Raw genomic sequence first — 24,315 nt, forward strand, 5'->3', positions numbered from 1 at the left:
AATTGGTTAATTAGTATTTCGCTGAAAGTTCTTTAGCTACTATTTCTAAAACGTCGGTAATAGTATCATCTAATTTACCGGCTTTTAAAGCATCTAAAATATCTCTATGCTTGTTATTTAAGTAATCAATGTAACTTCTTTCGAATTCTTTCACTTTGTTAACAGGAACATTTCGCAACAAGTTTTTTGAACCTGCATAGATAATAGCAACCTGATCTTCTACAGTATACGGATCGTTAACTGCTTGTTTCAGAATTTCAACGTTTCTTTTTCCTTTTTCGATTACGTTTAAAGTAACCGCATCCAAATCAGAACCAAATTTTGCAAACGCTTCCAATTCACGGAATTGTGCTTGGTCTAATTTTAATGTTCCAGCTACTTTTTTCATTGATTTAATTTGAGCGTTACCTCCAACACGAGATACCGAAATACCTACGTTAATTGCCGGACGAACTCCAGAGTTGAACAAATCTCCATCCAAGAAAATTTGTCCATCAGTAATCGAAATTACGTTAGTTGGAATATATGCAGATACGTCGCCTGCTTGCGTTTCAATAATTGGCAAAGCAGTTAATGAACCTCCACCTTTTACGATACCTTTTAAAGTATCTGGCAAATCGTTCATGTTTTTTGCGATATCGTCGTCGGCGATTACTTTACAAGCTCTTTCTAACAAACGAGAGTGTAAGTAGAAAACGTCTCCAGGATATGCCTCACGACCCGGTGGTCTTCTTAATAAAAGAGATACCTCACGATAAGCTACCGCTTGTTTTGATAAATCATCATAGATAATCAAAGCAGGACGACCTGAATCTCTGAAATATTCTCCGATCGCAGCTCCGGCCATTGGCGCATAAACTTGCATTGGCGCTGGATCAGAAGCATTAGCAGCTACAATAGTTGTATAAGCCATAGCGCCTTTTTCTTCTAATGTTTTAGCAATATTAGCTACTGTTGAAGCTTTTTGTCCTATCGCCACATAGATACAAAATACTGGTTTTCCAGCATCGTAAAATTCTTTTTGGTTCAAAATGGTATCGATACAAACTGTAGTTTTACCTGTTTGACGGTCACCGATAACAAGCTCACGTTGACCTCTTCCAACCGGAATCATCGCATCGATAGATTTGATACCTGTTTGTAAAGGTTCTGTTACTGGTTGACGGAAAATAACTCCAGGAGCTTTTCTTTCCAATGGCATTTCGTATAATTCGCCACTAATTGGGCCTTTACCGTCGATTGGCTCACCAAGTGTATTAACTACACGTCCTACGATTTGTTCACCAACTTTTAGAGATGCTATACGTTGTGTTCTTTTTACTATAGATCCTTCTCTAATTCCAGTAGATGGTCCTAAAAGTACAACTCCCACATTGTCTTCTTCTAAGTTCAAAACAATAGCTTCCAATCCGTTTTCGAATTGTACTAACTCACCGTATTGCGCGTTTGATAGCCCGTAAACACGCGCGATACCATCACCTACTTGAAGAACAGTTCCTACTTCTTCTAATGTTGCACCTGATTCAAAACCAGATAATTGTTTCTTTAATATTGCTGTAATTTCAGCTGGATTAATTTCTGCCATTTTGATATATCTTTAATGGTAATCTAATTACTAAACTCTCTTTTTAATTCTTGTAATCTGTTTGATACAGAAGCATTATATTGTTTGTCGCCTATTCTCAATATAAATCCACCAATGATTGATGGGTCAATTGTGTTTTTGATAGTTATTTTTTTAGTTGACATGGATGTTGCTTTTGCCAATATTTTAGCTTCTAAATCAGCCGTAATAGGAAAAGCCGTCGTCACATTTGCAACTTCAACACCATTCATATCATCAAATTGTACGTTGAATTGGGCGGCAATAGCCTCTAGTATTTCAAATCTTTTATTTTCCTGTAGCAATCTGAAAAGCGATTTGGTATCTTCTTCAACAGATCCAAATACTTCTGACAACACGTTCATCTTAACTTCTGAAGTAATGATTGGGCTTGCCAAAAAATCTTTTAAATCAGCACTAGAATTAACCGCAGTAATGATGGATTTCATATCATCATTAACTTGGTTTGCTTTTCCTGTTGAAACCGCAGTTTCTAATATTGCTTTAGCGTATCTAATCGCAGCTCTTGACATAACGATTAATTTAATTTAACATCACCCAACATTTTCTCAACCAATTTGGTTTGAGATTCTTTGTTAGACAATTCTTCTTTTAATAATTTTTCGGCTATTTCTAAAGATAATGTTGAAACTTGTATTTTCAATTCATTCATTGCCGCATTTTTTTCGCTTTCAATAGCTGCCTTAGCTTGTTCTATCATTTTTTGACCAGCTACTTGAGCTTCAGCTTTCGCATCACTAATCATTTTTTCTTTGATTTCTCGTGCTTCTTTCATCATAGCTTCTCTATCCGATCTAGCTTCAGCTAATAATTTCTCATTATCTGATCTTAAGTTTTGCATGTCTCTTTTTGCAATTTCGGCTGAAAGCAATGCATTTTTGATTCCTTCTTCTCTTTCGTTAATGATATCCAAAATTGGTTTCCATGCGAATTTTTTCAATAATAAAATCAATCCTACGAAAATGACGAATTGCCAAAAGAACAATCCTAACGAAAAATCACTAATTAACTTATCCATAGTACAATATAATTATAGTCTTTTATTTTAATTTTTTAAACATAAGCCACAACCAACCGTTGTGGCTTATTGTTTTTTTTAGTTTTCAGAAACTGCAAATAATGCAGCAAATCCGATACCTTCAATAAGAGCTGCTGCGATCAACATCGCTGTCTGGATTTTTCCAGAAGCATCTGGTTGACGAGAGATAGCATCCATTGCTGAACCACCAATTCTTCCGATACCAATACCTGCTCCGATTACTACTAATCCTGCTCCGATAATTCTAGGAATTGTCATAAAAATATGTATTAAAAATTAAACATTCAATTTATTTTGCCAACGCACTGTTTGGCACTTCGCTTAAAATGTCCAATGAACATTTTAATGATGCGCTTCTTCATGATGATGCTCTTCTACAGCAGAACCAAAATAAAGCGCTGACAACATTGTAAATATATAAGCTTGCAATAATGCAACTAATATTTCAATCATAGAAATTGCGAAAGAAAGTACAAATGATAAGCTACTTCCTAACCAGCTTTTAAAAATAAACATCAATCCAATCAAACTCATTAATACGATGTGACCTGCAACTATATTTGCATAAAGACGAATCATCAAAGCGAATGGCTTAATGAAAACACCTAACAATTCTATAGGAGCTAAAACTATTTTCATTAACACAGGAACTCCTGGCATCCAGAAAATGTGACCCCAATAGTCTTTTTTTGCTGTAAATGTGGTAATTAAAAAAGTAAGCAAAGCCAAACAAGCTGTTACTGCAATATTGCCGGTAACATTGATTCCGAATGGTGTTAAACCGAAAATATTTAAAAACCAAACAAAAAAGAAAATGGTTAATAAATAGCTCATGTATTTTTTATAATGCCTTTCTCCAATATTAGGTATTGCAATTTCGTCTCTAACGTATATAACGATTGGCTCAAATATACGTCCAACACCTGATGCTATATTTCCGTTTTTAGCATATGATTTTGCCAAGCTTCTGAATAATAAAAACATCAATAAAGCTACTACAAATATCATAAATACATTTTTCGTAATAGAAAAATCGAGTGGTTTTGTATTGGTTGGTTCGTGCTTTTCGTTTAAAGTCAAAGAAGCTTCTTTACTATCAACTTTATAAATTTTACTATGATGTAATTGATAGAAATTACCATTTACTTCAGCCGTTTCTTCTCCATGATGAAATTTAGATGAAGAGAAAACTTGTACACCGTTATCATAAATAATAACAGGAAGAGGAAACCCTACATGCACTTGTTCTCCAGCCTCATTCTTGTAACCAAAAATATTGAAATCGTATGAGTCTTTTAAGTGATGGTCTATAAACTCCTTGATCTCTGTTTTGATATCTTTAGGTTCTGCTTCTTTTTCATGATGTGCAGTTCCAGCTACATGTGCTTGTGTCGAAGCAACAACTGAATCATTAACAGGATTAGCATAATTTATCAAAGACATACACACCATTAAAGCGCATATAAAAAATTGCAGTGGTTTTCTTGAAATCACCATATCTAATAATTAACTTATATAAACGTTTTCAAATTTGGCGCAAAAGTACAATTAAAATTAGTATTAAAAAGCAATGCTATTAATATTTTTAATGAATTATCGATTATAAAACATATTACTGCTTATTATTTAATATTCTGATAGTTAAAATTGTTTCTGTTGCTAAAAAATAAATAAAAATTATAAAAAAATTTATTTTTTCTAATTGTGTTTGATGTAAAGAAGCTTTTAAAATAGGGTGAATTAAAAGATAAGCAACTACTAATTTTATTGACGTGAGCAATAGAAATGTATACCCAACATTATCAATATTTCGCTCTTTTACTTTAATCAATACGCCTACAATTAGTAAAGAAAAAATAGAAAATAGACCATATAGCAACGGAATAGAATAAATAAAATTATCTTCAATCGTTTTAACAACTAATAAGAAGAAAATTAATTTGTGAATAATTAATCCAATTACTGCTATGAGTATAATTTTAAATAATGGTTTTGTCTTCATTTGTTTTCGTCCATTTTATTTATTTCTTTTAATTGACGAATTATATTGTAAAAAGCAACTCCAACACCAACGATTGTTGTGATTTTAATAAAAATGTTATGATTATTAAGAAATTTTTGGTCGAGCCATTGCCCTAATTGAGAAAATAAAAAAACAATAAGTCCCATTTGAATTGGAATATTGATAAGCGACAGCCATTTGTTACGCTGTTTTTTCTTCTGAGGATTTTCCATCACTTATCATGTTTTTTACATGTGGTTTCATTATACATGATGCGCTAAATTCTGCGCCAGGTTCAACTGATAATTTACCGCATACTACTTCACCTATAATATGTGCTTTTGATTTTATATTAAGGATTTCCTGAACTTGTATTTTTCCTTCAAATTTACCCTCGATATCGGCATTTTTGCAAATGATATCCCCTTTTACACTTCCTGCAGGGCCAATTACAATTTTGCCTTTGGATTGAAAATTACCAACTAAGTGACCATCCAAACGAAAATCAGCGGGCGAAATAATATCGCCTTGAATGGTTGTCCCTTCAACAATTCGGTTGGTTTTACCTAAAAGATCGGTGTATGATTTTGGACTTTTCTCAAACATGATTTCTATCCTTTTTTACCTAATTTTTGTCCTCCTGGTGATGGCGGCGGACCGAATTCTTGGTCGTCCCCATTTAGATCACCTTGTTTTTGTTGGACTCCTTTTTGATCTTTCCCTTTTATATTCTGATTTTGGTTGTCTTCTGAAGGCTGATCTTGTTGTTTATTATTAACAGCTGATTTTGGTTGTTCTGCAATTGGCGCTTGTTCTATTGTTCCATCCCAATTTGGCTGCGATGCAGTTTCAGGGAGATTTCCGGCTAAAAATTCATCTAAATTCTTTTTTATTTGAACTATGGTGTAATTTTCTGCCGAAATAATAATTGGCTTTTGTATTACTTTATAATCTTTATAGTCTTTTAAAATAGACGTAATGCCTATGGCTAAATCCTCTGAATTTATACCATGTAACACAACAAAATTATCAGTCATTGTGTAAATATCTAAAGAAACTGCAAGCTTATTTAAACTTCTGTCTGCTATAAATTTTTTGATTTTTTCTCGAAGAACTTTTGTTCCTGCATTTTCAAAATCTTTGGTTTGGTATAGAATTTTCCAGTTTTTTGAAGGTGCTTTAGACAATTCCAGTGCATTTAATTTTGGCAAATCGACAGTCAATAATTTTTCTGCTTTTTTACCTTCTTCACTATTTGGATAATTTAACGCTACATAATTTAAGGCTGTACTAAACTCCTCTAGTCCGCCAAGTTTACCCGCGATATTGGCTTTTAACAATTCGAATTTAGGAACTATTTCATCTCCTGTAAATCGGTTAATAGCATTTTCAGTTGCAGTTAAAACCGTTTTTATTTCCCCGTTTTGATATTGTTTATAAATATTTGCATAAGCAACATTAGGAGAATCGCTTGACTCTTCCATTTTGCTTGACGAATTCTGTAATATCTGAGCATAACGAGAATTTGGATATTGTGCAACGATACTTTCTTTCATTGCATCTGCTTTTTGTTTGTCTAAAATTTCATAAATCTTATACAAATGATACATTGATGGTAAGACTAATCTTTCCTCGGGGTTGTCCTTTAATAACTTCTCAAATCTGTTTATTGCTAATTGATACTCTTTGAATTTCTCTTTGTAAATAATACCTAGTTGGTAGTTAGCAAAGTTTCTTTCTTTGCTTAAACTGTCTATCGTTGTTTGTGATTCTGGAATTTGTTTAATATAGAAAGCTGTCGTGTACTTACCTTCTGCATCAGCTGTTTCTTTAGCATCATTCTCAGTTTCGGTATCTTCAGCGTTTAAATCTTCTGTTTTTCCGTTTTCTTTTGTAGAAATTGACGAAACCCGCCAATTGTCTTGCAAGACTCTTTTACCCCATTTTTTAGCAAACTCTACTTTACCATAAGCAACTGTGGATGCGGTATAAAAATAAAAATCATTTTGACTTGATGACGCTATGTTGCTATTTACTTTTGGCGCTAAAGCCTTTTCTTTTTTATTATTAGCAGCATCTTCCGAATCGATTTTGCCATCTTCTCTATCTTGATTTTCTTTAATTCGAGCTTCCTTTTCGGCTGCCTTTATTTGTGCTTCCTCTACTTTTTTTAATTTTGCAATATGTTTTTCAAAATAGGTTGTTCTTTCTGAACCCGACATTTTATAGAGAGCAATAATACTGTCATTTGCTTGTGAAATCGCTTCATATTTGATAACGTCTTCAAGATTTTCTCTTTTCTTTTTTATTAAATTAAATTCTCTTGTTCTTGGTTTCAATTGAACCAACGTACTATCATAGTAATTACCGGCTTTCGCAAATTTAGATTCAATAAAGTATAAGTCGGCTAAATTTCTATAATTGGAAGCTATAAGATAAGTGTCTTGTGATTTCTTTTTTAATGAAAGATTATATTCTTTTATGGCTAGTTTTTTATTATTCTTTTTTTCATAAAACAACCCCAATTGATGATGCAAAACATCTAAAAACGGTCTATTTTCTCTGTCTTTTAGTAAATCATTATATTTTTTTAGGAAAGCAACGGTGTCACCTTTTTTATAATCAAACTGTGCTGATTGTCTTGCGTGGGCATGAATTACATAGGATTTAGCAGCTTTTCTGCGCATATCAATTACGGTTTGATAACTGGCATAAGCGCTGTCTTTATATCCTAGTTCTTCATAGATTTGACCTAAAATATAGTTGTATCTAGAGATTTCTTCTTTAGATTTAGTAAATTCTTTAGCAATTTTAAGTTTGGCTACAGCACTGTCTTTTTCTTGTAAATTTAAAAAAGCCTGAGCTAAAGTTGCATTGGCATCAGCAAAGATCTGATCTTTAAATTTGATTTCCTTTAGCAATTTTCGAAGGTTATTTACGGCCAAAGCATCATTATCCAGACGCATATTGGTTTTTTCTCTCCAAATTTTTACTTCATATATTTTATCGCTATTTGGAGATTTGTTGAGCACATAGTTGAATGCGTCTAAAGCAGGGACAAAACGCTGGTCATAATATCTTGCTTGTCCAAGCATCATGTAAGCTTCATCCATTTGTGGGTTTTTCTCTGAACCGTTAATGTTCATTGAATGTTTCTGAATTGCTTTTGTAGCTTTGGTTTCAGCTTTCTCAAAATTGGCATTCTTAGTAGTTCCCGGCATAAGATTATCTTCCGAAACTTGCATTCTTTCTACAGGAAGGATTTCCCAGAAATTATCTTTATTTTGAAGTTTTACTTCCTCAATACCTTTATTTAAAGCTATTCCCCCATTGTATAAAATGTTGTCTTTAGTGCTTAAGGCATGTGAATTTCTAGAAAGCCAAGTATTTCTCTTGGTAGAACAAGCGATTAAAAAAAGCAATAATCCAAAAAAGAGGAAATATTTTATTGTATTGGTTTTCAAAGCAAAACGTTTAGTGTTATAACGCGAAAAAGTCATAAATAGTATAACTAACTGGTAAAAATACGTTTCTTTTTGATATGGCAAAAAAATAAGCCGGAAGATTTTGCCATTATTGGTAAAACCTCACGACTATTATATATAAAGTTGTTTCTTAAACGGCAAAAAACACTTCTAATTCTTTTAAAGTTTCCGGGGAAGTTTGAATGTCTTTTACTACTTCTCCCAAATGTAAAGCTACAATTCTGTTACAAACCTCAACCGTATGAACCAAATCATGTGAAGAAATCAAAACTGTAACGTTTGGATTTTCGGCTAATTCTTTGATTATGATTTTTAATCGGTTAACCGTGGTTGGATCTAAATTGGCGAAGGGTTCGTCTAAAATAATCACTTCGGGATTTCCAATTAAAGTAGCGATAATCCCTACTTTTTTCATATTCCCTTTGGATAAATCTCTTAAATATTTTTTGCTGTTTAGAATTTCACCATTAAAGAAATCTTCGTGTTTTTTTAATAAAACATCAACATCGGCTTTGTTTTGTCCGCGTAAATCGCCAATGAAATAAAAATATTCTTCAGCGGTTAAATAGCCAATCAAAAAACTTTCATCTATAAATGCGGAAGTGAAAGGTTTCCATGCTTCGCTTTTGTCTACCTGCACATCATTATTTATGATATGTCCGGAACTGGGCTGAATTAAATCCAAAAGCAAACTGAAAAAAGTGGTTTTCCCGGCACCATTATTTCCAACTAATCCAAAGCTTTGTCCTTTTGGAATTTCAAGACTTGGCATGTTTAAAACCATGGTTCCTAAATTGTATCTTTTGGTTAAATTAGTTACTTGTATCATTTTGAAAGTTTATGAAATTTATGAGTTTATTTTAAACTACTGTTTTTATTTAATTTGAATTCTAACTGAACACTGCTAACTGTTACAGAACACTAATTTTTTTGTTTGTAAGCAGCTATGGTTGCATATTTTTCTGTTTTGTAAATCTTCTCTATCATGGCAAAAACTTTATTTCTAAAAGCAAACCCAAGCACTCCGGCTAAGGCAACAAAAAGAAATCCGATATTGGCAGAAAAAAGATAATAACCAAGTGCGTACAAAATCATTGGCACTGCTAATTTTGGTATTGAAATCAGCATGGTTTTTATGTTAAAAGCCTGCTTATCTCCAAAAGCTTTATTTGCCATAGTTAAATCGATAGGAGTTTTAACAAAAGCGCCACCAAGCATTACCAAATGAGAATTTACACCAATATTATAAATAGCGCCAACTACGATTAGCATGTAAATGTGCCATCCAAAATACAAATAGAAAGAGGCAATAATTGTTGAGATTAATGTTCCGATAACCATCAACCACCATTTTGAACTGATGTACTCGCGGTACTGAATATTTTGACTCATCATCAGTTGATAATAGGCGCTATCCCAACTTGGTACAAATTGTCCAAACGTGAATAAAAATCCACCCGAAACAAAAATACCTGCAAAAACCTGCATTGCTGGATTTTGATAGGCTTCAATCGAATCGGTGAAAAATAATAATCCATAAAAAATAAAAAGAAAACTCATGATTACTGTGGTTCGGGATCGTTTGTTTCTTTTTAAAAGTTTGATATCGTTTTTGAGAAAAGTTCCAAGTGTCCCAAATTGATTTAACCAGGTAAAGTTTTCGGTTTTTGCTTCGTCGCTTTTTTTAGCCAAACCAGTATCCAGATTTAAGTTCTTTTTAAAATAGTCAAACGAAAAGTAATAAGTTACAATTACTAAAAGTATCGGAATTAAAAACAAATAATACGTGTTGTACATTCCCTGAAAAAAAGGTTGGGTATAATTGGTTACATCAAAAATTTTATAATATTGAGCCAAGCCCAAACTCACTACTACGGCCAATACAGAATAAAAAACGCTATCCTTGTTATTGAGTAAAACGTTGATAAAATTATTAGCATAAATCAATGTAATTATTCCCAAATGCCACAAAATTACTTGAAATCCGTATCCATTTATTAATAGAACAACCGTAAACGGAATAAAGAAAAAAGCATGCAACATATTAAAAAAGGATATGCTCGTTTTTCCTAGAGAAAAATGGACAATAGTGTCTCTTTTTATGGGTAAATTTAGTAATGGTTTGATATTGGTAACCGGCATTTTTTGGAAAAAATACCGAATCACTAAATCCGCAACCAAATAATAAATCAAAAATTTATTAACTGTTGCCAAAGGTTCTAAATGAAATTCTTCTTTTAACAAAAAGAAAACTGCAACACCGGCAGCAACAAAAATGACCATAAAATAAATGGCCATAAAGCCCATAACAATTTTCAATGCTAAATTAGTGGCAAACGAAGCCGAACGAAAAAAAGATTTCCATTCTAAATTGATGAAATGTTTAAACATGATTACTATTGTTTTAGGTTGTGAAATTAGTTCTTAAATGTAAAAATTTGTTACACAGTATCAAAGTTACTTTACTAATCAGTGCTATTTATTACCTTTGTCAAAAAAAATTCATGTCTTCCTTTTATAAATTACAAATCAAAGAAGTTAAACACGAAACTGCCAATGCCATTTCTGTTGCTTTTGCTATTCCGACCGAATTAAAATCCGCCTATCAATTTACGGCCGGTCAATATGTAAACTTAAAGTTAACTCTAGATGGTCAAGAAATTCGTCGGGCCTATTCCGTTTGCTCATCGCCTACTAGTGGTGAATTACGCATTGCTATCAAATCGGTAAAAAATGGTCATTTTTCAAAATTTGCAAACGAAAATTTAACGGTTGGAGATATTTTAGAAGTTGGTCAGCCAGAAGGAAAATTTACTTTTGAACCATCATTTTCAAATCAAAAAAACTATGCAGGTTTTGTAGCGGGAAGCGGAATTACACCCGTTATGTCAATTCTAAAATCGGTCTTAGAAAGCGAACCAAAAAGTACTTTTGTTTTGGTTTACGGAAATAAATCGCCTGAAGAAACTATCTTTCACAACGAGTTACACGAATTGCAATTGAAATATGTTGGGCGCTTTTTTGTACATTATGTTTTCAGTCAAGCTAAAGCTGACGGCGAACTTTTTGGACGTATTGATAAATCGGCCGTTAATTTTGTTTTAAACAATAAACACAAAGAAAAGGCTTTTGACAAATTCTATTTATGTGGCCCGGAAGCTATGATTAATCTGGTTTCGGATGTTTTGCTAGCACATAATGTTGCCGAAAAAAATATCAAATTCGAATTGTTTTCTACCTCTAAAGCTGACAAAAATACTAGTGCTGAATCGCACACCGGTCATACAAAAATAACCGTAATGGTTGACGAAGAAGAAACCACTTTCGAAATGTCACAAAAGCAAACGGTTCTCGAAGCAGCTTTGAAACAAGGAATAGATGCTCCATACTCATGTCAAGGTGGAATTTGTAGTTCCTGCTTAGCGCGAATTACGAATGGAACTGCCGAAATGAGAAAAAATTCAATTTTAACCGATGGCGAAATTGCCGAAGGATTGATTTTAACCTGTCAAGCACATCCAACATCTGCAGAAATTTATGTGGATTATGATGATGTGTAATTAGTTTGCAGTCGCAATTTTCAGTTTTCAGATGCTGCTAATTGTGACTGAATACTGAACACTACTTTTTCTGGAGCAATAGTTCGCATCGCATCTTCATAACCAGCAATTTTTTTGTTTCCGTAAACGGAAGTTGGCAATAACGGAAACTTTTCTCTATCAGAAACCAAGCAGTTTTCAAGCGGTTGATTGAATGGTGTAAATCCTGCAAACGGATGTGTAGCGCCCCAAAGCGTAATTACTTTTATTCCCAACATCGCAGCCATATGTGAATTCCCAGAATCCATAGAAAGCATTACATCAAGATTGGAAATCAAATCTAATTCTTGTTGAAGATTTAATTTTCCAGCAACATTGATGACGTTTTGGTTGCAATTCGCAAACGTATTCAGAATTTCAATTTCCTTGTTTCCGCCACCAAAAAGAAAGATATTATTAGTTGGTTCAGATGCTAATTCTTCTATAACTTGATGCATTAAATCTTTCGGATAGACTTTGGAATCGTATTGTGCAAATGGTGCAATACCAATCCATTTTTGAGTTGTTTTTTCTCCTGTGATTTTTAAAATATCTTCAGCTAAATTTACTTTTTGTGGAAACTTTGGATTCGATAAATCAACCTTAAAACCTAATTGATTAAAAGTATCAACATGCCTCTCGACCATGGTTTTTATTGGGCAGAAGATTTTATTTTGAGCTCGGGTTAAAGTTCTTTTTTCTGCTCTTCCTTTATCCGTATGTGCTACTTTTTTAACGCTTAACGCGAATAGTATCCGAAGAATTTGTGATCGCAAAACATTATGCAAATCAGCGACAGCATCAATATTCAATTGCTTTAAATCGGAATACAATTTCAATATACCTATAAAACCTTTGTGTCTTCCTTTGACATCAACAGCAAAAAAAATCACATTCGGAATTCCGTTAAAAAAAGGTTTGAAAAATGGTCGGGATACGACTGTGATTTTTACGTTTGAATTTTGCTCAACAAAAGCTCTAATAACAGGAACTGTCATCGCAACATCGCCCATGGCAGATAATCGGATTATGGCTATATGTTGGATTGGATTTGACATATCATAAATTTGTCATTTCGACTGCAAGTGATGAAATTCCTCCTTTGTGGGAATTACAATAAGGATTATTTTTTATTTTGGTACAAAACCGGATTCAAATCGTCATCGTTATACATTTTCATTTGCTTATACACTTTCATGAATTTGTCGCCGTTTTCAATGTCAGTCAATAAATCGTTTATAGAAATGAACATGTCGGTTTTTTGGTCTAACAGAATGTTCAATTTCTCTTGACATTTAGCTCTGTGCTCAGCAGTTGCTTCGTTACGATTGGCCTCTTCATTCATGTGATAAATTTTCAAAGCCAAAATGGATAAACGATCGATTGCCCATGCCGGACTTTCGGTATTGATTTTTGCATCTGGCTTTACTTTAACATCTTTATGCTTTTGCAGAAAATAACTGTCAATATATTCCACCATATCCGTACGAACCTGATTGGAGGCATCTATTTTTCTCTTCAAAACCAAAGCTGCAACAGGATCAATATTTGGGTCACGAATAATGTCTTCGTAATGCCATTGTACGGTATCAACCCAGTTTTTGGCGTACAATAAATATTCAATAGTTCCTTTGGTGTATGGGTTCAAAGTTGGTTGATACACATCGTCTATAATGTGATAATCTTTAATACTTTGTTCGAAAACAGGAAATGCAAATTGTGAGAACATAAGGTTAATTTTTATTTTATTTTATCCAATTCGACAAAAAGGTCTCGAGTGCAAAGATAGTTTTTATACTTTTACGTAAACATACAAATTCCCACAATCATGCATCTTCACAATATTTCTGAAAACAATAGTATTCTCAATCATTTTTTGGCACAAATTCGCGATGTAAACATTCAAAAAGACAGTATGCGTTTTCGGAAAAACATAGAGCGCATTGGTGAAATAATGGCGTATGAACTGAGTAAAACTTTAGAATATAAAGCTATTGATGTTCAAACTCCTCTAGGCATCAAACATACAACCACAATTGCCGATCATGTGGTATTGTGTTCTATTCTTCGTGCCGGATTGGCCTTGCATACCGGGTTTATGAATATTTTTGACAATGCCGAAAATGGCTTTGTATCAGCCTATCGCCATCATTATGACAACGATGATAAATTTGATATTTTAGTTGAATACCAAGCAGCTCCTTCTTTTGAAAATAAAAACCTGATTTTAATTGATCCCATGTTAGCCACAGGACAATCTATAGTGGCGGTTTTACATAAATTACATTTGGAACAAAAACCGAAAGAAATTCATATTGCAGTGGTAATTGCTGCTCCGGAAGGCATTGCTTATCTTCAAAAAAATCTTCCTGATAATTTTCATCTTTGGATTGCCGCTATTGATGAAAAACTTAACGAAAAAAACTATATTATACCAGGACTTGGTGATGCCGGTGATTTGGCTTATGGAAGCAAATTATAGTTGGGAAAAAAAACTAAAAAAACATCCTGTAATTAGTAACAACAAAGCTATTTCCTGATAAATTTTACTTTGAGAATATTCTATGTTTATGGTGCACACAACGGATAGTGGCATAAATGTAAAAACCAACATCTCATTGTTTTTATCCGGCGAAATCAAAAAAACGGTTATTCCTATTAGTAACCCAAAAATCATTTTCTTATAAGATGCCTGTAAAATCAATGGTTTGTTGGTCAAAGAAAAAACAAGTGATAGTAGAAAATACATAACAATTACAACAAAAAATGATAGTGCTATATTTTGATAATTATTGGTAAAATAATCTAATTGAAAATTGGTTTGTGTTTGATTTATTAAATAAGTTATCCATGATTTATCAAATGCTAAAGCAGAAAATAAAAATATAATTACTGTTGCAAAAAAAGCCACAAATGGTAAAAGCCAGTTTCTGAAATCTCTTGAAACGTGGAAAAATATCGAAATATAGACCAGAAGAATAAATAGAATACTCCAAAAATGAAACAAGCTGGCAATAAAAATCCATATCGAAGCATCGAAAATCTTTTCTTTCGGAGCTTTTAAAGTTTGTAAAGAAATCAATCTTCTTATAGCCAATAGTAGAAAGAAATTGGATAACAATAAATTTAAATTAATAAAGATGGATGGAAAAACAAGCAGAAACAATAAGAAAAATAAAATAGTGTAACTACTATTTTTGGTAAGGTTGTTCTTTTTTACTGTAAAATTAACCAAGAAAAAAGACGTTAATAATAACAAAACAAGTAATGCTGTTTTTGAAAATCCGTTAGAAAAAATAGTTGTAAACAAATCGCGTGACTGATACATAAAAAAGAAAATCAGTAACAGAACCACCACCAAAGCAATATTAAGTGGAGTAGATTTTTTAAAAACGCTTGTTATCATAAGGATATTTTATACATTTGTGCTGTAAATATAACATTTTATAAAATGAGAGCATTTTTTGAAGGCATTCAATCTTTATTTGTAGATTTCTTATTCAAACCTCTTGATTTATTAAGGACTTTGGAGTTAAGTAGTTGGTGGTTAGCGAATATCGTTAGCTGGTCTTTGATTATTGTCTGCAGTTATTACATTGTTTACTGGTGTAAAGAATTGGCAAAACATAGAGCTAACAACGAAGAAAACCAAGATACAACGGCACATTCTTTTTTAAAGTAAAAGCTCTTTAATCCCCAAAGGTAGAAATTAGGGATTATTTTAAATCTTTGCCGATATCTTTTCTAAAATACATCTTATCAAAATGTAGCTTGTCTATATTTTGGTAAGATTTTTTTATGGCCTCCTGAAAATCATTCCCAAAAGAAGTGATGGCCAAAACCCTTCCGCCATTAGTTACCAATTTACCATTTTCAATTTTTGTCCCGGCATGATAAACAAGCGAATCTTCCATTTTATCTAATCCGAAAATTTCTTTACCTTTTTCATACTCTTCAGGATAACCGCCGGAAACAATCATTACAGTTGTGGCACTTCTTTGATCAATAGCTAACGAAACATCATTTAAATTTCCATTCGCTACGGCTTGAAATAATTCCACCAAATCAGATTTTATTCTCGGAATTACCACTTCCGTTTCAGGATCACCCATTCTAACGTTATACTCGATAACTATTGGTTCGTTTTTGACGATAATTAATCCAATAAAAATAAACCCTTTGTATTCAATTCCATCTTTTTGTAAACCTTCAACGGTTGGTTTTACAATTCGAGTTTCTATTTTATCTAACAAAACGGAGTCTACGAATGGCACCGGAGAGATTGCTCCCATTCCGCCGGTATTTAATCCTGTATCGCCTTCTCCAATTCGTTTATAGTCTTTTGCTGTTGGTAAAATTTTATATTGCTGCCCGTCTGTTAATACAAAACAACTCAATTCAATTCCATCAAGAAACTCTTCAATAACAACTTTGGCGCTTGCATTACCAAATTTGGCATGAACCAACATATTTCGTAATTCTGTTTTTGCTTCTTCTAAATCTTGAATAATTAAGACTCCCTTCCCTGCGGCTAATCCATCTGCTTTTAAAACATAAGGAGGTTGCAGTGTTTCTAAAAATAGGCATCCTTTTTCGACCGTTGCTGCCGTAAAACTATCATAAGCTGCGGTTGGAATTTTATGTTTAACGAGAAATTCTTTAGCAAATTCTTTACTCCCTTCCAATTGAGCTCCTACTTTTGATGGACCAATAACCGGAATATGACTTAACTCTGAATCATTTTTGAAAAAATCATAAATACCTGATACTAATGGGTCTTCAGGACCAACAACAAGCATTTCAACTTTTTCTTGAATTGCAAACGATTTCAATTCGATAAAGTCTGTTGGATTGATTGGAATGTTAGTTGCTATTGCGGCAGTTCCGGCATTTCCAGGAGCAACAAAAAGTGTTGAACATTTAGAACTTTGAAGCATTTTACTTGCTAATGCATGTTCCCTTCCGCCTGAACCAAGTAGTAAGATAACCATCTTTTTATTTGTTTTTGATTGCAAAAATAATCTTTTGCACTTTATAGTTGTATTAAAAATTGTAGTAGATTAAATAAAAATGCTATTTTTGCTTCACTTAATTAAAAACTAAAAACTTATGAAAAAAATATTACTTACTTTTTCTTTAATTGGCTTAACTTCAATAATAAACGCGCAGTGGATTTCTCAAGGTACAGGCTTTGCCGATGCTAGCAGGGGTTTAAGCGAAGTTCACATTGTTGACGCTAATACTGTATGGGCTATGGCTTATGATGGATCTGGTCTTGGTGCAAATGTTCAAGAATTTACATTAACAACAAATGGTGGTACTTCTTGGACTTCTGGAACTATTAATGTGGGTAATAGTGTTTGGGAATTAAATAATATATGTCCTGTAAGCGCAACTACTGCTTGGGTTTCGGCTATTAACAATATTAGTGGGGATGCTAATAATGGTGTTGGTTATATTTACAAAACTTCTGATAGTGGAGCTACTTGGACACAACAATGTGCTAGCTGTTTTCAAACAGCAGGTTCTTCTTTTTTAAATGGAGTTTATTTTTTTAATGCAAATGTTGGTATTGCTTATGGTGACCCAATTGGTTCGGGATTGGGTGAATTTGAAATTTACAGAACTACAGATGGTGGTGCTAACTGGACTATGCTTTCTGCTGCCGCCTTACCAAACCCATTAAGCGGAGAATATGGCTGGAATACCGTTCCGACTGGTGTTGGAAATACGTTGTGGTTCACAACAAATAAAGGCCGTTTGTATAGAACTACAGATGCGGGAGTGACTTGGACTGTAGCTCAAGCGCCGTTAACAGATTTTGGCGCAGCTTTACCTGGAAATAGTGGAAGAGTAATTTTTAGTGATACAAACAATGGTTATTTATTAAAAACCTCTGGAACTGTGGCTACTCCTGTTTATACTTACTACACTACTACAAATGGCGGGTCTACATGGAGTGCTGGTGCAACTTTTACTGGTACGAGACAAATACTTAATTACATTCCTGGAACTACCAATATTGTTGCTACTTCTCAAGCAGCTCCCGTAGGAACATCTATTAGTTATAATAATGGCGCAACGTGGACAGATCTTGAAGTGGGTGGAATAGAGCAAAGAGGTGCCTCAGCTTTTTTAAATGCAAGTACAGGATGGTGTGCTGGATTTAGCGATGGTGATCCTTTAGGTAGTGCAGGTATTTTTAAATTATCAGGTCCATTAGGTTTAGATAATGCTGCAACTCTAACTAAGTTCAAGGTTTATCCAAACCCTGCATCTTCTTTAGTAACAATCTCGACTCCAGATGTAGAAACAGTAGTTTTATCAGTTACTGATTTAACTGGTAAAATAGTTATGACTAAATCATTAAATGGGATTGAAAATACTGTTGATGTTTCTAACCTTTCTAGTGGTGCTTATTTCTTTGAATTAAGTTCTAACAATATAAAAGAAGTGGTTAAAATTCTTAAAAATTAATTCCAAATAAAATAGTATTTTTAAGGGCTGACATATTCGTTGGCCCTTTTTTATTGACTTATGTTCAACTTTTTCAATTTATCGCTCAAACTAAATGGTTTCCCAATAAAGGAATCGACTACCGAATTGGAAAAGATTCTGTCTGTTTCAGAAATTGATTATGGGAATTATATAAATCAAAAGAAAAAAGAAATTGTTGAGTACCATTTAAAACACAACAAATCATATCAAGCCTTTGTCGGAAAAACTTCTTTTGCAAATTGGAGTGAACTTCCGGTAATGACTAAAAAAGAATTTCAAAAGCCACTCAAAGATAGACTTTCAGAAGGATATTCTCCATCGAATGTTTATGTAAATAAAACATCTGGTTCAAGTGGAGATCCTTTTATTTTTGCCAAAGATAAATTTTGTCATGCGCTAACATGGGCAAATAACATTCGTTGTTTTGGCTGGTTTGGAATTAATTTTAATACGTCTTTGCAGGCCCGATTTTACGGAATCCCATTCGATTTTATTGGTAAAAAAAAAGAGCGTATTAAAGACCTTTTGGGTAATCGTTATCGTTTTACCATTTTTAATTTGTCCGATGACGTTTTAGAAAAAGTCTTAATTAAATTTAAAAATAAAAAATTCGATTATATTAATGGTTACACTAGTTCGGTAGTATTATTTGCTAAATTTTTACAAAAGAAAAGTATTGTTTTAACGACCGTTTGCCCAACGCTAAAATGCTGCATTGTAACCTCTGAAATGCTTTTTGATGATGATAAAATGCTGCTTGAAAAACAATTTGGCGTTCCTGTTATCAATGAATATGGCGCTTCTGAACTTGATTTAATTGCATTTCAAAATCAGGAAGGTGATTGGCAATTGAATTCTGAAACCTTATTTGTAGAAATTTTAGACGAAGAAAACAACGTTTTGCCAAATGGTAAAGAAGGCAGAATTGTGATAACATCATTATATAACAAAGCGCATCCATTTATCAGATATGATATTGGCGATGTTGGAATTTTAGACGAAAAAAGTACTTCTAAAAAACGTATTCTTAAGAAACTTATTGGTCGAACCAACGATATTGCTATTTTACCAAGCGGAAAAAAATCGCCAGGATTGACCTTTTATTATGTTACCAAAAGCATTATTGAAGACGATGGAAATGTAAAAGAATTTGTGATAAAACAAACCAAAATCGATACTTTTAACATCGAATATGTAAGCGAATTTGAATTAACCAAACTTCAAATTCAACAAATTGAAAAAGCCATTACAACTTATTTAGAAAATGGCCTGACTTTTTCATTTATCAGAAATGAAAAACTAGAACGTAGTAAAAGCGGAAAACTGAAACAGTTTGTTTCCTTAATAAAATAAAAAATTGAAAATTACCTTAGTCGCAGGCGCAAGACCAAATTTTATTAAAATCGCACCCATTATTAAAGCGATTGAAAAAAAACAAAACGAAGGAGAAAAGCTTTCCTATCGTCTAGTTCATACGGGACAGCACTACGATAAAAATCTCAGCGATACCTTTTTTGAGGAATTAAATATACCACATCCAAATGCAAATCTGGAAGTCAAAAGCGGTTCACAATCTGTTCAAACTGCTGCCATAATGATTGCATTTGAACAAGAACTGATACAAAACCCTTGCGATTTGGTTTTAGTTGTTGGCGATGTCAATTCGACTATGGCGTGTGCTATTGTTGCCAAAAAATTAAACATAAAGGTTGCTCATGTTGAAGCCGGAATCCGTTCAGGTGATATGACCATGCCCGAAGAAATTAACAGAATTGTCACTGATAGCATTACCGATTATTTCTTTACAACCTCAACTTGGGCTGGAGATAATCTCTTAAAATATGGAACCGATTCTTCTACAATCCATTTTGTGGGCAATGTGATGATTGATACTTTATATCAAAATTTGGATAGAATATCAGCTCCAAATTTTTGGGATGAGTATGATTTAGAAGTCGGAAAATATATAATCCTAACATTGCACCGTCCTGCTAATGTTGATGAAGAGCAGTCTTTGGTAAAACTTCTTAGCGGCATAGACAAAATGGATGGTGACAAAAAAGTGATTTTCCCTATACATCCTAGAACCAAGGCGATTTTGGGAGAAACCAATTTAAAACTGAAGAACATCATTTTTGTTGAGCCACAAGGCTATCTAAACTTTATGTATTTAATCAAAAACAGTTTTGCGGTAATAACTGATTCTGGCGGAATTTCAGAAGAAACTACCGTGCTGGGAATTCCTTGTTTCACTATGAGAAATAATACCGAAAGACCCGAAACACAAACTATTGGAACCAATACTATAGTTGGGACTTCGATTGAAAATTTAGAAAAAATATTTGGAGAATTTTTGGAAAATGGCCCAAGAAAAGCAAGTATTCCAAAACTTTGGGATGGAAAAGCTTCAGAAAGAATAATCGATATTTTACTAAAGATTTAACCACAAAGCTTACAAAGAATGCTCAAAGAACTCTATTTAGTTTTTATAAAAATTGATTGCTTTGTGAGCTTAGTGCTGACTTAGCGTCTTAGTGGTAAAAAAATGGAAGAAATACTTATCATATCCAATTATTATCCGCCTGAAAAAGGCGCAGCTGCCAATAGAATTGAGCAGTTGGCTTTAAAATTAAATCAAAATAAATATAACGTTTCCGTAATCTGTCCATTAGGAAATTACCCAAAAGGGGAGCTATTTGATGAATATAAAAGCAAATTTTCGGTAACGGAAAATCGCGATGGCATTACTGTGAAACGTCTTTGGATTTATCCAAGTGTTAGCAAAAATTTACTGATTCGAATTATTTCGGTTTTATCATTTTCAGCAATGCTGTTTTTCTATTTATTATTTAAAAAAATACCAAAAAAAGTCATTGTACAATCGCCGCCTCTATTACTATCGTTTATTTCGGTTTTTGTGCTTTCTTTAAAAAACAAAAAAATAATTTTAAATATTTCTGATTTATGGCCTATGGCAGCGATTGAATTGAGTGCCTTAAAAAAAGATTCATTTTCACATAAATTCTCATTGTTTTTTGAACGCTACATTTATAAAAAAGCGACCTTAATTTTAGGACAATCCAACGAAATTATCTCACACGTTAATACTTTATTCCCGGATAAAAAATGCTTCTTATATCGCAATTTTCCGGATCATAATGTTTCTGAAATAGAATTAATAACAGAAGAAAATCAACCTGTAAAAATTTTCTATGCAGGACTTCTCGGAATTGCTCAAGGCGTATATGAACTATGTCAAAAAATCGATTTAAAAGGACTTAATGTTGAATTGCACATCTTTGGTGATGGAGTCGAAAAAACGCTGCTTGAAGGTTTAATATCTTCTAAAAAAGAACAACGGCTATTCTTCCACGGAATGTTGGACAGATCGGAATTGCATCAACGGCTAAAATCGTTTGATGTTGCTATTGTTCCGCTAAAAACAAGGATTTACGGTTCTGTTCCTTCCAAGATTTTTGAATATGGCTCACTTGGATTTCCGATAATGTATTTTGGTGGCGGCGAAGGCGAAAGTATTGTTATTGAGAATAATTTGGGCTGGGTTGCAACTGTTGGTGATTATAACGATTTGAATGAAAAAATCAAAATTATTTCCTCCGTAAAAAAGACTGAATTGGATTTAATGAAAAGACAAATTTTTGAGAAAAGCCAAAGGGTATTTGATTTAGATAATCAAGTGAAAAATCTGATTGAAAAAGAGGTTTTCTAATAGGCTTTATCTTCTCCTTTAAAGATATTAAATACAGTTTGAAAAATGATTTTTATGTCCATGATTAACGACCAATTTTCGATATAAAAGACATCCAGTTTTATTCGGTTTACCATATCTTCTTCGGTTTCAATTTCTCCTCTAAATCCTTTAACTTGTGCCAAACCTGTAATGCCAGGTTTAACGTAATGGCGAACCATGTATTTCTTTATTTTACTAGCATATGCTTTGTTTTGTGACCATAAGTGTGGTCTTGGACCAACAACCGACATTTCTCCCAATAGTACATTAAAAAACTGAGGCAACTCATCCATACTTGTTTTTCGCATAAATTTCCCCATTTTAGTAACTCTTGGATCGTTTTTGGAAGCTTCTTTTTCAGTATATCCATTTACTTGCATAGAACGAAATTTATAACAGAAAAACTCTTTTTCATCCATTCCAGGTCTTCCCTGCTTGAAAAATACCGGACCTTTTGATTCTAATTTTATTAAAATAGCCAAAATAGGAATCAACCACAACAACAAAAAAATTATAACAATTAATGAAAAAACAATATCAAAAACTCTTTTGATTTTTTTTATAAACGGATTATGCAATTGCGTTTTTTGAAGAGATAAAACCGGAAATAATTCGTAATAATCTACTTTTAAATTTTTAGAAAAAATTTCTTTAGTATCAGGAATGAATTTAATTGTCTTTTTATTATCATCGGCAAATTCGACTAACTCTTTTAGTTTTTCATTTGAAATTTCGTTTAAAGAACAATAAATTTCATCTATTTTATTTTCTATGGTAAAGCTTTTAATGTCGTCTATTTTCCCAACAATATTTGGATTCTGTTTTTTGTCTGAGAAATATCCCAAAAACCTATAGCCATAGTCTATCCTTGTTTCGAAAACTTCCTTTAACCGAATTGCTTCTGGTGTATATCCAATGATAATTGCATTTCTGTAATTACTTCCTGTAACAATCCTATATCTTTTTAAATAAATAAATAAAAAAGTTTTAAAAGCAACAACACTAATGAAAGTAACAGACATAAAAAGCGCTACAGCCGAACCACTAAAAATTGACGTTTTTGCAAAAGGAAAAAAAGCAATGACAATTAGTAAAAACACACTGAATTGCTTAATCAGTTTAGTGAGAATATCAACAGGAGTTGTAAACCTAAAAATTTCATAATATCGAACTATAACCGCAATTGAAATCCAAGTGATCGTTTGGTAGCTCAAATAATATAGCATATTAAGTCTTAAATCCCTAAAGAAATAAAGACTAAATATTGTTATAACAATTAAATCGAATATTACACTAAACGGTCTAATGTATTTTGAATACCTTCCTGTATGCTGTGTAGCCATAAGATACTAGTGGATATAACTTTTAAAATTCTTATGATCTTCTTTTAAAAGTTCTTCAGATGAAAGTGATTTGAAATATTCGTAGGTTAATTTCATTCCTTCTTCTCGTGAAACTTTGGCTTCCCAACCTAATATTTCTTTTGCTCGAGTTGTATCAGGTTGGCGTTGCATTGGATCATTAATTGGCAAAGGATAGTAAACAACTTTTTGAGTAGTGCCAGTCAATTTAATTATTTCATCTGCAAAATCTTTAATCGTAATCTCGTTTGGATTACCAACGTTTACAGGCTGAGAATAATCTGAATGAAGTAACCTGTATATACCTTCTACTTGATCGGTGACATAGCAAAAGGAACGGGTTTGACTTCCGTCTCCAAAGATGGTCAAATCTTCACCACGTAATGCTTGTCCAATGAAGGCCGGAATAACTCGACCATCATTCAATCGCATTCTTGGTCCATAAGTATTAAATATTCTAACTATTCTTGTTTCTACACCGTGAAACGTGTGGTAAGCCATTGTGATTGATTCCTGAAAACGTTTGGCTTCATCATAAACACCTCTTGGTCCGATTGTGTTAACGTTACCATAGTAATCTTCTGTTTGCGGATGCACTAATGGATCGCCATAAATTTCAGAAGTTGAGGCTATAAGAATTCTGGCTTTTTTTACTCGGGCTAACCCTAAAAGGTTATGTGTTCCAAGTGAACCAACCTTTAAGGTTTGAATTGGAATTTTTAAATAATCTATGGGACTTGCCGGAGATGCAAAATGAAGAATATAATCTAAATGTCCAGGTAAGTGAACAAATTTGGTAACATCGTGATGATAAAATTCAAAATTTTGAAGTTTAAATAAATGCTCGATATTCTTTAAATCGCCTGTTATCAAATTATCCATTCCGATAACAGAATAGCCTTCTGCTATAAAACGATCACAAAGATGTGAGCCCAAGAAACCCGCTGCACCTGTAATTAATATTCTTTTCATATTTT

General features: G+C 33.0%; 24 protein-coding genes. 7 read left to right on the top strand and 17 right to left on the bottom strand.

Translation table 11 applies throughout. The features are described from left to right. Positions 1–10: 10 nt before the first annotated feature. From atpA to ACOYLP_RS00370, 11 genes are all read right to left on the bottom strand, one after another. On the bottom strand, positions 11–1,585 hold the full coding sequence (gene atpA / locus ACOYLP_RS00320) for a F0F1 ATP synthase subunit alpha (protein WP_422854170.1): 1,575 nt from the start codon (positions 1,583–1,585) through the stop codon (positions 11–13). A 23-nt stretch (positions 1,586–1,608) separates the two neighbouring features. Continuing rightward, complete coding sequence (gene atpH / locus ACOYLP_RS00325) at positions 1,609–2,142, bottom strand: ATP synthase F1 subunit delta (RefSeq protein ID WP_422854237.1); 534 nt, start codon at positions 2,140–2,142, stop codon at positions 1,609–1,611. Further along, complete coding sequence (locus tag ACOYLP_RS00330; RefSeq protein ID WP_422854171.1) at positions 2,142–2,642, bottom strand: F0F1 ATP synthase subunit B; 501 nt, start codon at positions 2,640–2,642, stop codon at positions 2,142–2,144. The genes atpH and ACOYLP_RS00330 overlap by 1 nt, the downstream gene beginning before the upstream one ends. 78 nt (positions 2,643–2,720) lie before the next feature. Then, complete coding sequence (gene atpE, locus ACOYLP_RS00335; protein ID WP_422854172.1) at positions 2,721–2,921, bottom strand: ATP synthase F0 subunit C; 201 nt, start codon at positions 2,919–2,921, stop codon at positions 2,721–2,723. Between the two features lie 84 nt (positions 2,922–3,005). Continuing rightward, positions 3,006–4,160: a F0F1 ATP synthase subunit A gene (gene atpB, locus ACOYLP_RS00340; protein ID WP_422854173.1), complete on the bottom strand. Its 1,155-nt coding sequence runs from the start codon at positions 4,158–4,160 to the stop codon at positions 3,006–3,008. A gap of 115 nt (positions 4,161–4,275) precedes the next feature. Then, positions 4,276–4,665, bottom strand: a complete 390-nt coding sequence (locus ACOYLP_RS00345) for a hypothetical protein (RefSeq protein ID WP_422854174.1) — start codon at positions 4,663–4,665, stop codon at positions 4,276–4,278. Continuing rightward, positions 4,662–4,898, bottom strand: a complete 237-nt coding sequence (locus ACOYLP_RS00350; protein WP_422854175.1) for an AtpZ/AtpI family protein — start codon at positions 4,896–4,898, stop codon at positions 4,662–4,664. Before ACOYLP_RS00350 ends, ACOYLP_RS00345 begins: the two co-directional genes overlap by 4 nt. After that, entirely contained in the window at positions 4,867–5,271 is a 405-nt protein-coding gene (locus tag ACOYLP_RS00355; protein WP_422854176.1) for a bactofilin family protein, read from the bottom strand. The genes ACOYLP_RS00350 and ACOYLP_RS00355 overlap by 32 nt, the downstream gene beginning before the upstream one ends. Before the next feature lie 5 nt (positions 5,272–5,276). Further along, a complete protein-coding gene (locus ACOYLP_RS00360) occupies positions 5,277–8,129 on the bottom strand; it encodes a tetratricopeptide repeat protein (protein WP_422854177.1) in 2,853 nt (950 codons plus the stop codon). Between the two features lie 151 nt (positions 8,130–8,280). Beyond that, entirely contained in the window at positions 8,281–8,979 is a 699-nt protein-coding gene (locus tag ACOYLP_RS00365; RefSeq protein WP_422854178.1) for an ABC transporter ATP-binding protein, read from the bottom strand. A gap of 92 nt (positions 8,980–9,071) precedes the next feature. After that, positions 9,072–10,541 carry a DUF5687 family protein gene (locus ACOYLP_RS00370; RefSeq protein ID WP_422854179.1) on the bottom strand — a complete coding sequence of 490 codons (1,470 nt, stop codon included), beginning with the start codon at positions 10,539–10,541 and terminating at the stop codon, positions 9,072–9,074. 113 nt (positions 10,542–10,654) lie between these two features. Between ACOYLP_RS00370 and ACOYLP_RS00375 the strand changes: the two genes are divergently transcribed. Next, entirely contained in the window at positions 10,655–11,710 is a 1,056-nt protein-coding gene (locus ACOYLP_RS00375; RefSeq protein ID WP_422854180.1) for a 2Fe-2S iron-sulfur cluster-binding protein, read from the top strand. Positions 11,711–11,730: 20 nt separating this feature from the next. Here the strand turns inward: ACOYLP_RS00375 and ACOYLP_RS00380 are convergent, their stop codons facing one another. Together ACOYLP_RS00380 and ACOYLP_RS00385 are read right to left on the bottom strand one after the other, a co-directional pair. Continuing rightward, the gene (locus ACOYLP_RS00380; RefSeq protein ID WP_422854181.1) at positions 11,731–12,786 is read right to left on the bottom strand and encodes a glycosyltransferase family 9 protein; all 1,056 of its coding nucleotides are present in this window, start codon (positions 12,784–12,786) and stop codon (positions 11,731–11,733) included. Between the two features lie 65 nt (positions 12,787–12,851). Further along, positions 12,852–13,457: a DUF4254 domain-containing protein gene (locus ACOYLP_RS00385; protein ID WP_422854182.1), complete on the bottom strand. Its 606-nt coding sequence runs from the start codon at positions 13,455–13,457 to the stop codon at positions 12,852–12,854. A 99-nt stretch (positions 13,458–13,556) separates the two neighbouring features. Here ACOYLP_RS00385 and upp point away from each other — a divergent pair, with 99 nt between their 5' ends. Beyond that, positions 13,557–14,210, top strand: coding sequence for a uracil phosphoribosyltransferase (upp, locus tag ACOYLP_RS00390; protein ID WP_422854183.1), 654 nt, complete (start codon positions 13,557–13,559; stop codon positions 14,208–14,210). Here the strand turns inward: upp and ACOYLP_RS00395 are convergent. Next, positions 14,205–15,134 carry a DUF6427 family protein gene (locus tag ACOYLP_RS00395; RefSeq protein WP_422854184.1) on the bottom strand — a complete coding sequence of 310 codons (930 nt, stop codon included), beginning with the start codon at positions 15,132–15,134 and terminating at the stop codon, positions 14,205–14,207. The two genes, upp and ACOYLP_RS00395, sit on opposite strands and share 6 nt — an antisense overlap. 45 nt (positions 15,135–15,179) lie before the next feature. Between ACOYLP_RS00395 and ACOYLP_RS00400 the strand changes: the two genes are divergently transcribed. Beyond that, positions 15,180–15,410: a DUF6341 family protein gene (locus ACOYLP_RS00400; RefSeq protein WP_422854185.1), complete on the top strand. Its 231-nt coding sequence runs from the start codon at positions 15,180–15,182 to the stop codon at positions 15,408–15,410. Positions 15,411–15,444: 34 nt separating this feature from the next. Here ACOYLP_RS00400 and purD read toward each other — a convergent pair whose 3' ends face one another. Then, positions 15,445–16,719 (bottom strand): phosphoribosylamine--glycine ligase, encoded by a 1,275-nt coding sequence (gene purD, locus ACOYLP_RS00405; RefSeq protein WP_422854186.1) that lies wholly within the window; start codon positions 16,717–16,719, stop codon positions 15,445–15,447. Positions 16,720–16,837: 118 nt separating this feature from the next. Between purD and ACOYLP_RS00410 the strand changes: the two genes are divergently transcribed. The 4 genes from ACOYLP_RS00410 to ACOYLP_RS00425 all read left to right on the top strand — a co-directional run bounded on the left by ACOYLP_RS00410 (position 16,838) and on the right by ACOYLP_RS00425 (position 21,956). Next, the gene (locus ACOYLP_RS00410; RefSeq protein ID WP_422854187.1) at positions 16,838–18,205 is read left to right on the top strand and encodes a T9SS type A sorting domain-containing protein; all 1,368 of its coding nucleotides are present in this window, start codon (positions 16,838–16,840) and stop codon (positions 18,203–18,205) included. Positions 18,206–18,265: 60 nt separating this feature from the next. Further along, complete coding sequence (locus ACOYLP_RS00415; RefSeq protein WP_422854188.1) at positions 18,266–19,579, top strand: phenylacetate--CoA ligase family protein; 1,314 nt, start codon at positions 18,266–18,268, stop codon at positions 19,577–19,579. Positions 19,580–19,583: 4 nt separating this feature from the next. After that, positions 19,584–20,669, top strand: a complete 1,086-nt coding sequence (gene wecB, locus ACOYLP_RS00420) for a non-hydrolyzing UDP-N-acetylglucosamine 2-epimerase (RefSeq protein ID WP_422854189.1) — start codon at positions 19,584–19,586, stop codon at positions 20,667–20,669. A 102-nt stretch (positions 20,670–20,771) separates the two neighbouring features. Further along, positions 20,772–21,956 carry a glycosyltransferase family 4 protein gene (locus ACOYLP_RS00425; protein WP_422854190.1) on the top strand — a complete coding sequence of 395 codons (1,185 nt, stop codon included), beginning with the start codon at positions 20,772–20,774 and terminating at the stop codon, positions 21,954–21,956. Here the strand turns inward: ACOYLP_RS00425 and ACOYLP_RS00430 are convergent. Together ACOYLP_RS00430 and ACOYLP_RS00435 are read right to left on the bottom strand one after the other, a co-directional pair. Then, a complete protein-coding gene (locus ACOYLP_RS00430; protein WP_422854191.1) occupies positions 21,953–23,320 on the bottom strand; it encodes an undecaprenyl-phosphate glucose phosphotransferase in 1,368 nt (455 codons plus the stop codon). The genes ACOYLP_RS00425 and ACOYLP_RS00430 overlap by 4 nt on opposite strands. A gap of 6 nt (positions 23,321–23,326) precedes the next feature. Further along, the gene (locus tag ACOYLP_RS00435) at positions 23,327–24,310 is read right to left on the bottom strand and encodes a UDP-glucuronic acid decarboxylase family protein (RefSeq protein ID WP_422854192.1); all 984 of its coding nucleotides are present in this window, start codon (positions 24,308–24,310) and stop codon (positions 23,327–23,329) included. Between the last annotated feature and the right edge of the window lie 5 nt (positions 24,311–24,315).

This window comes from Flavobacterium sp. (genome assembly GCF_049318325.1).
Taxonomy (GTDB): Bacteria; Bacteroidota; Bacteroidia; order Flavobacteriales; family Flavobacteriaceae; genus Flavobacterium.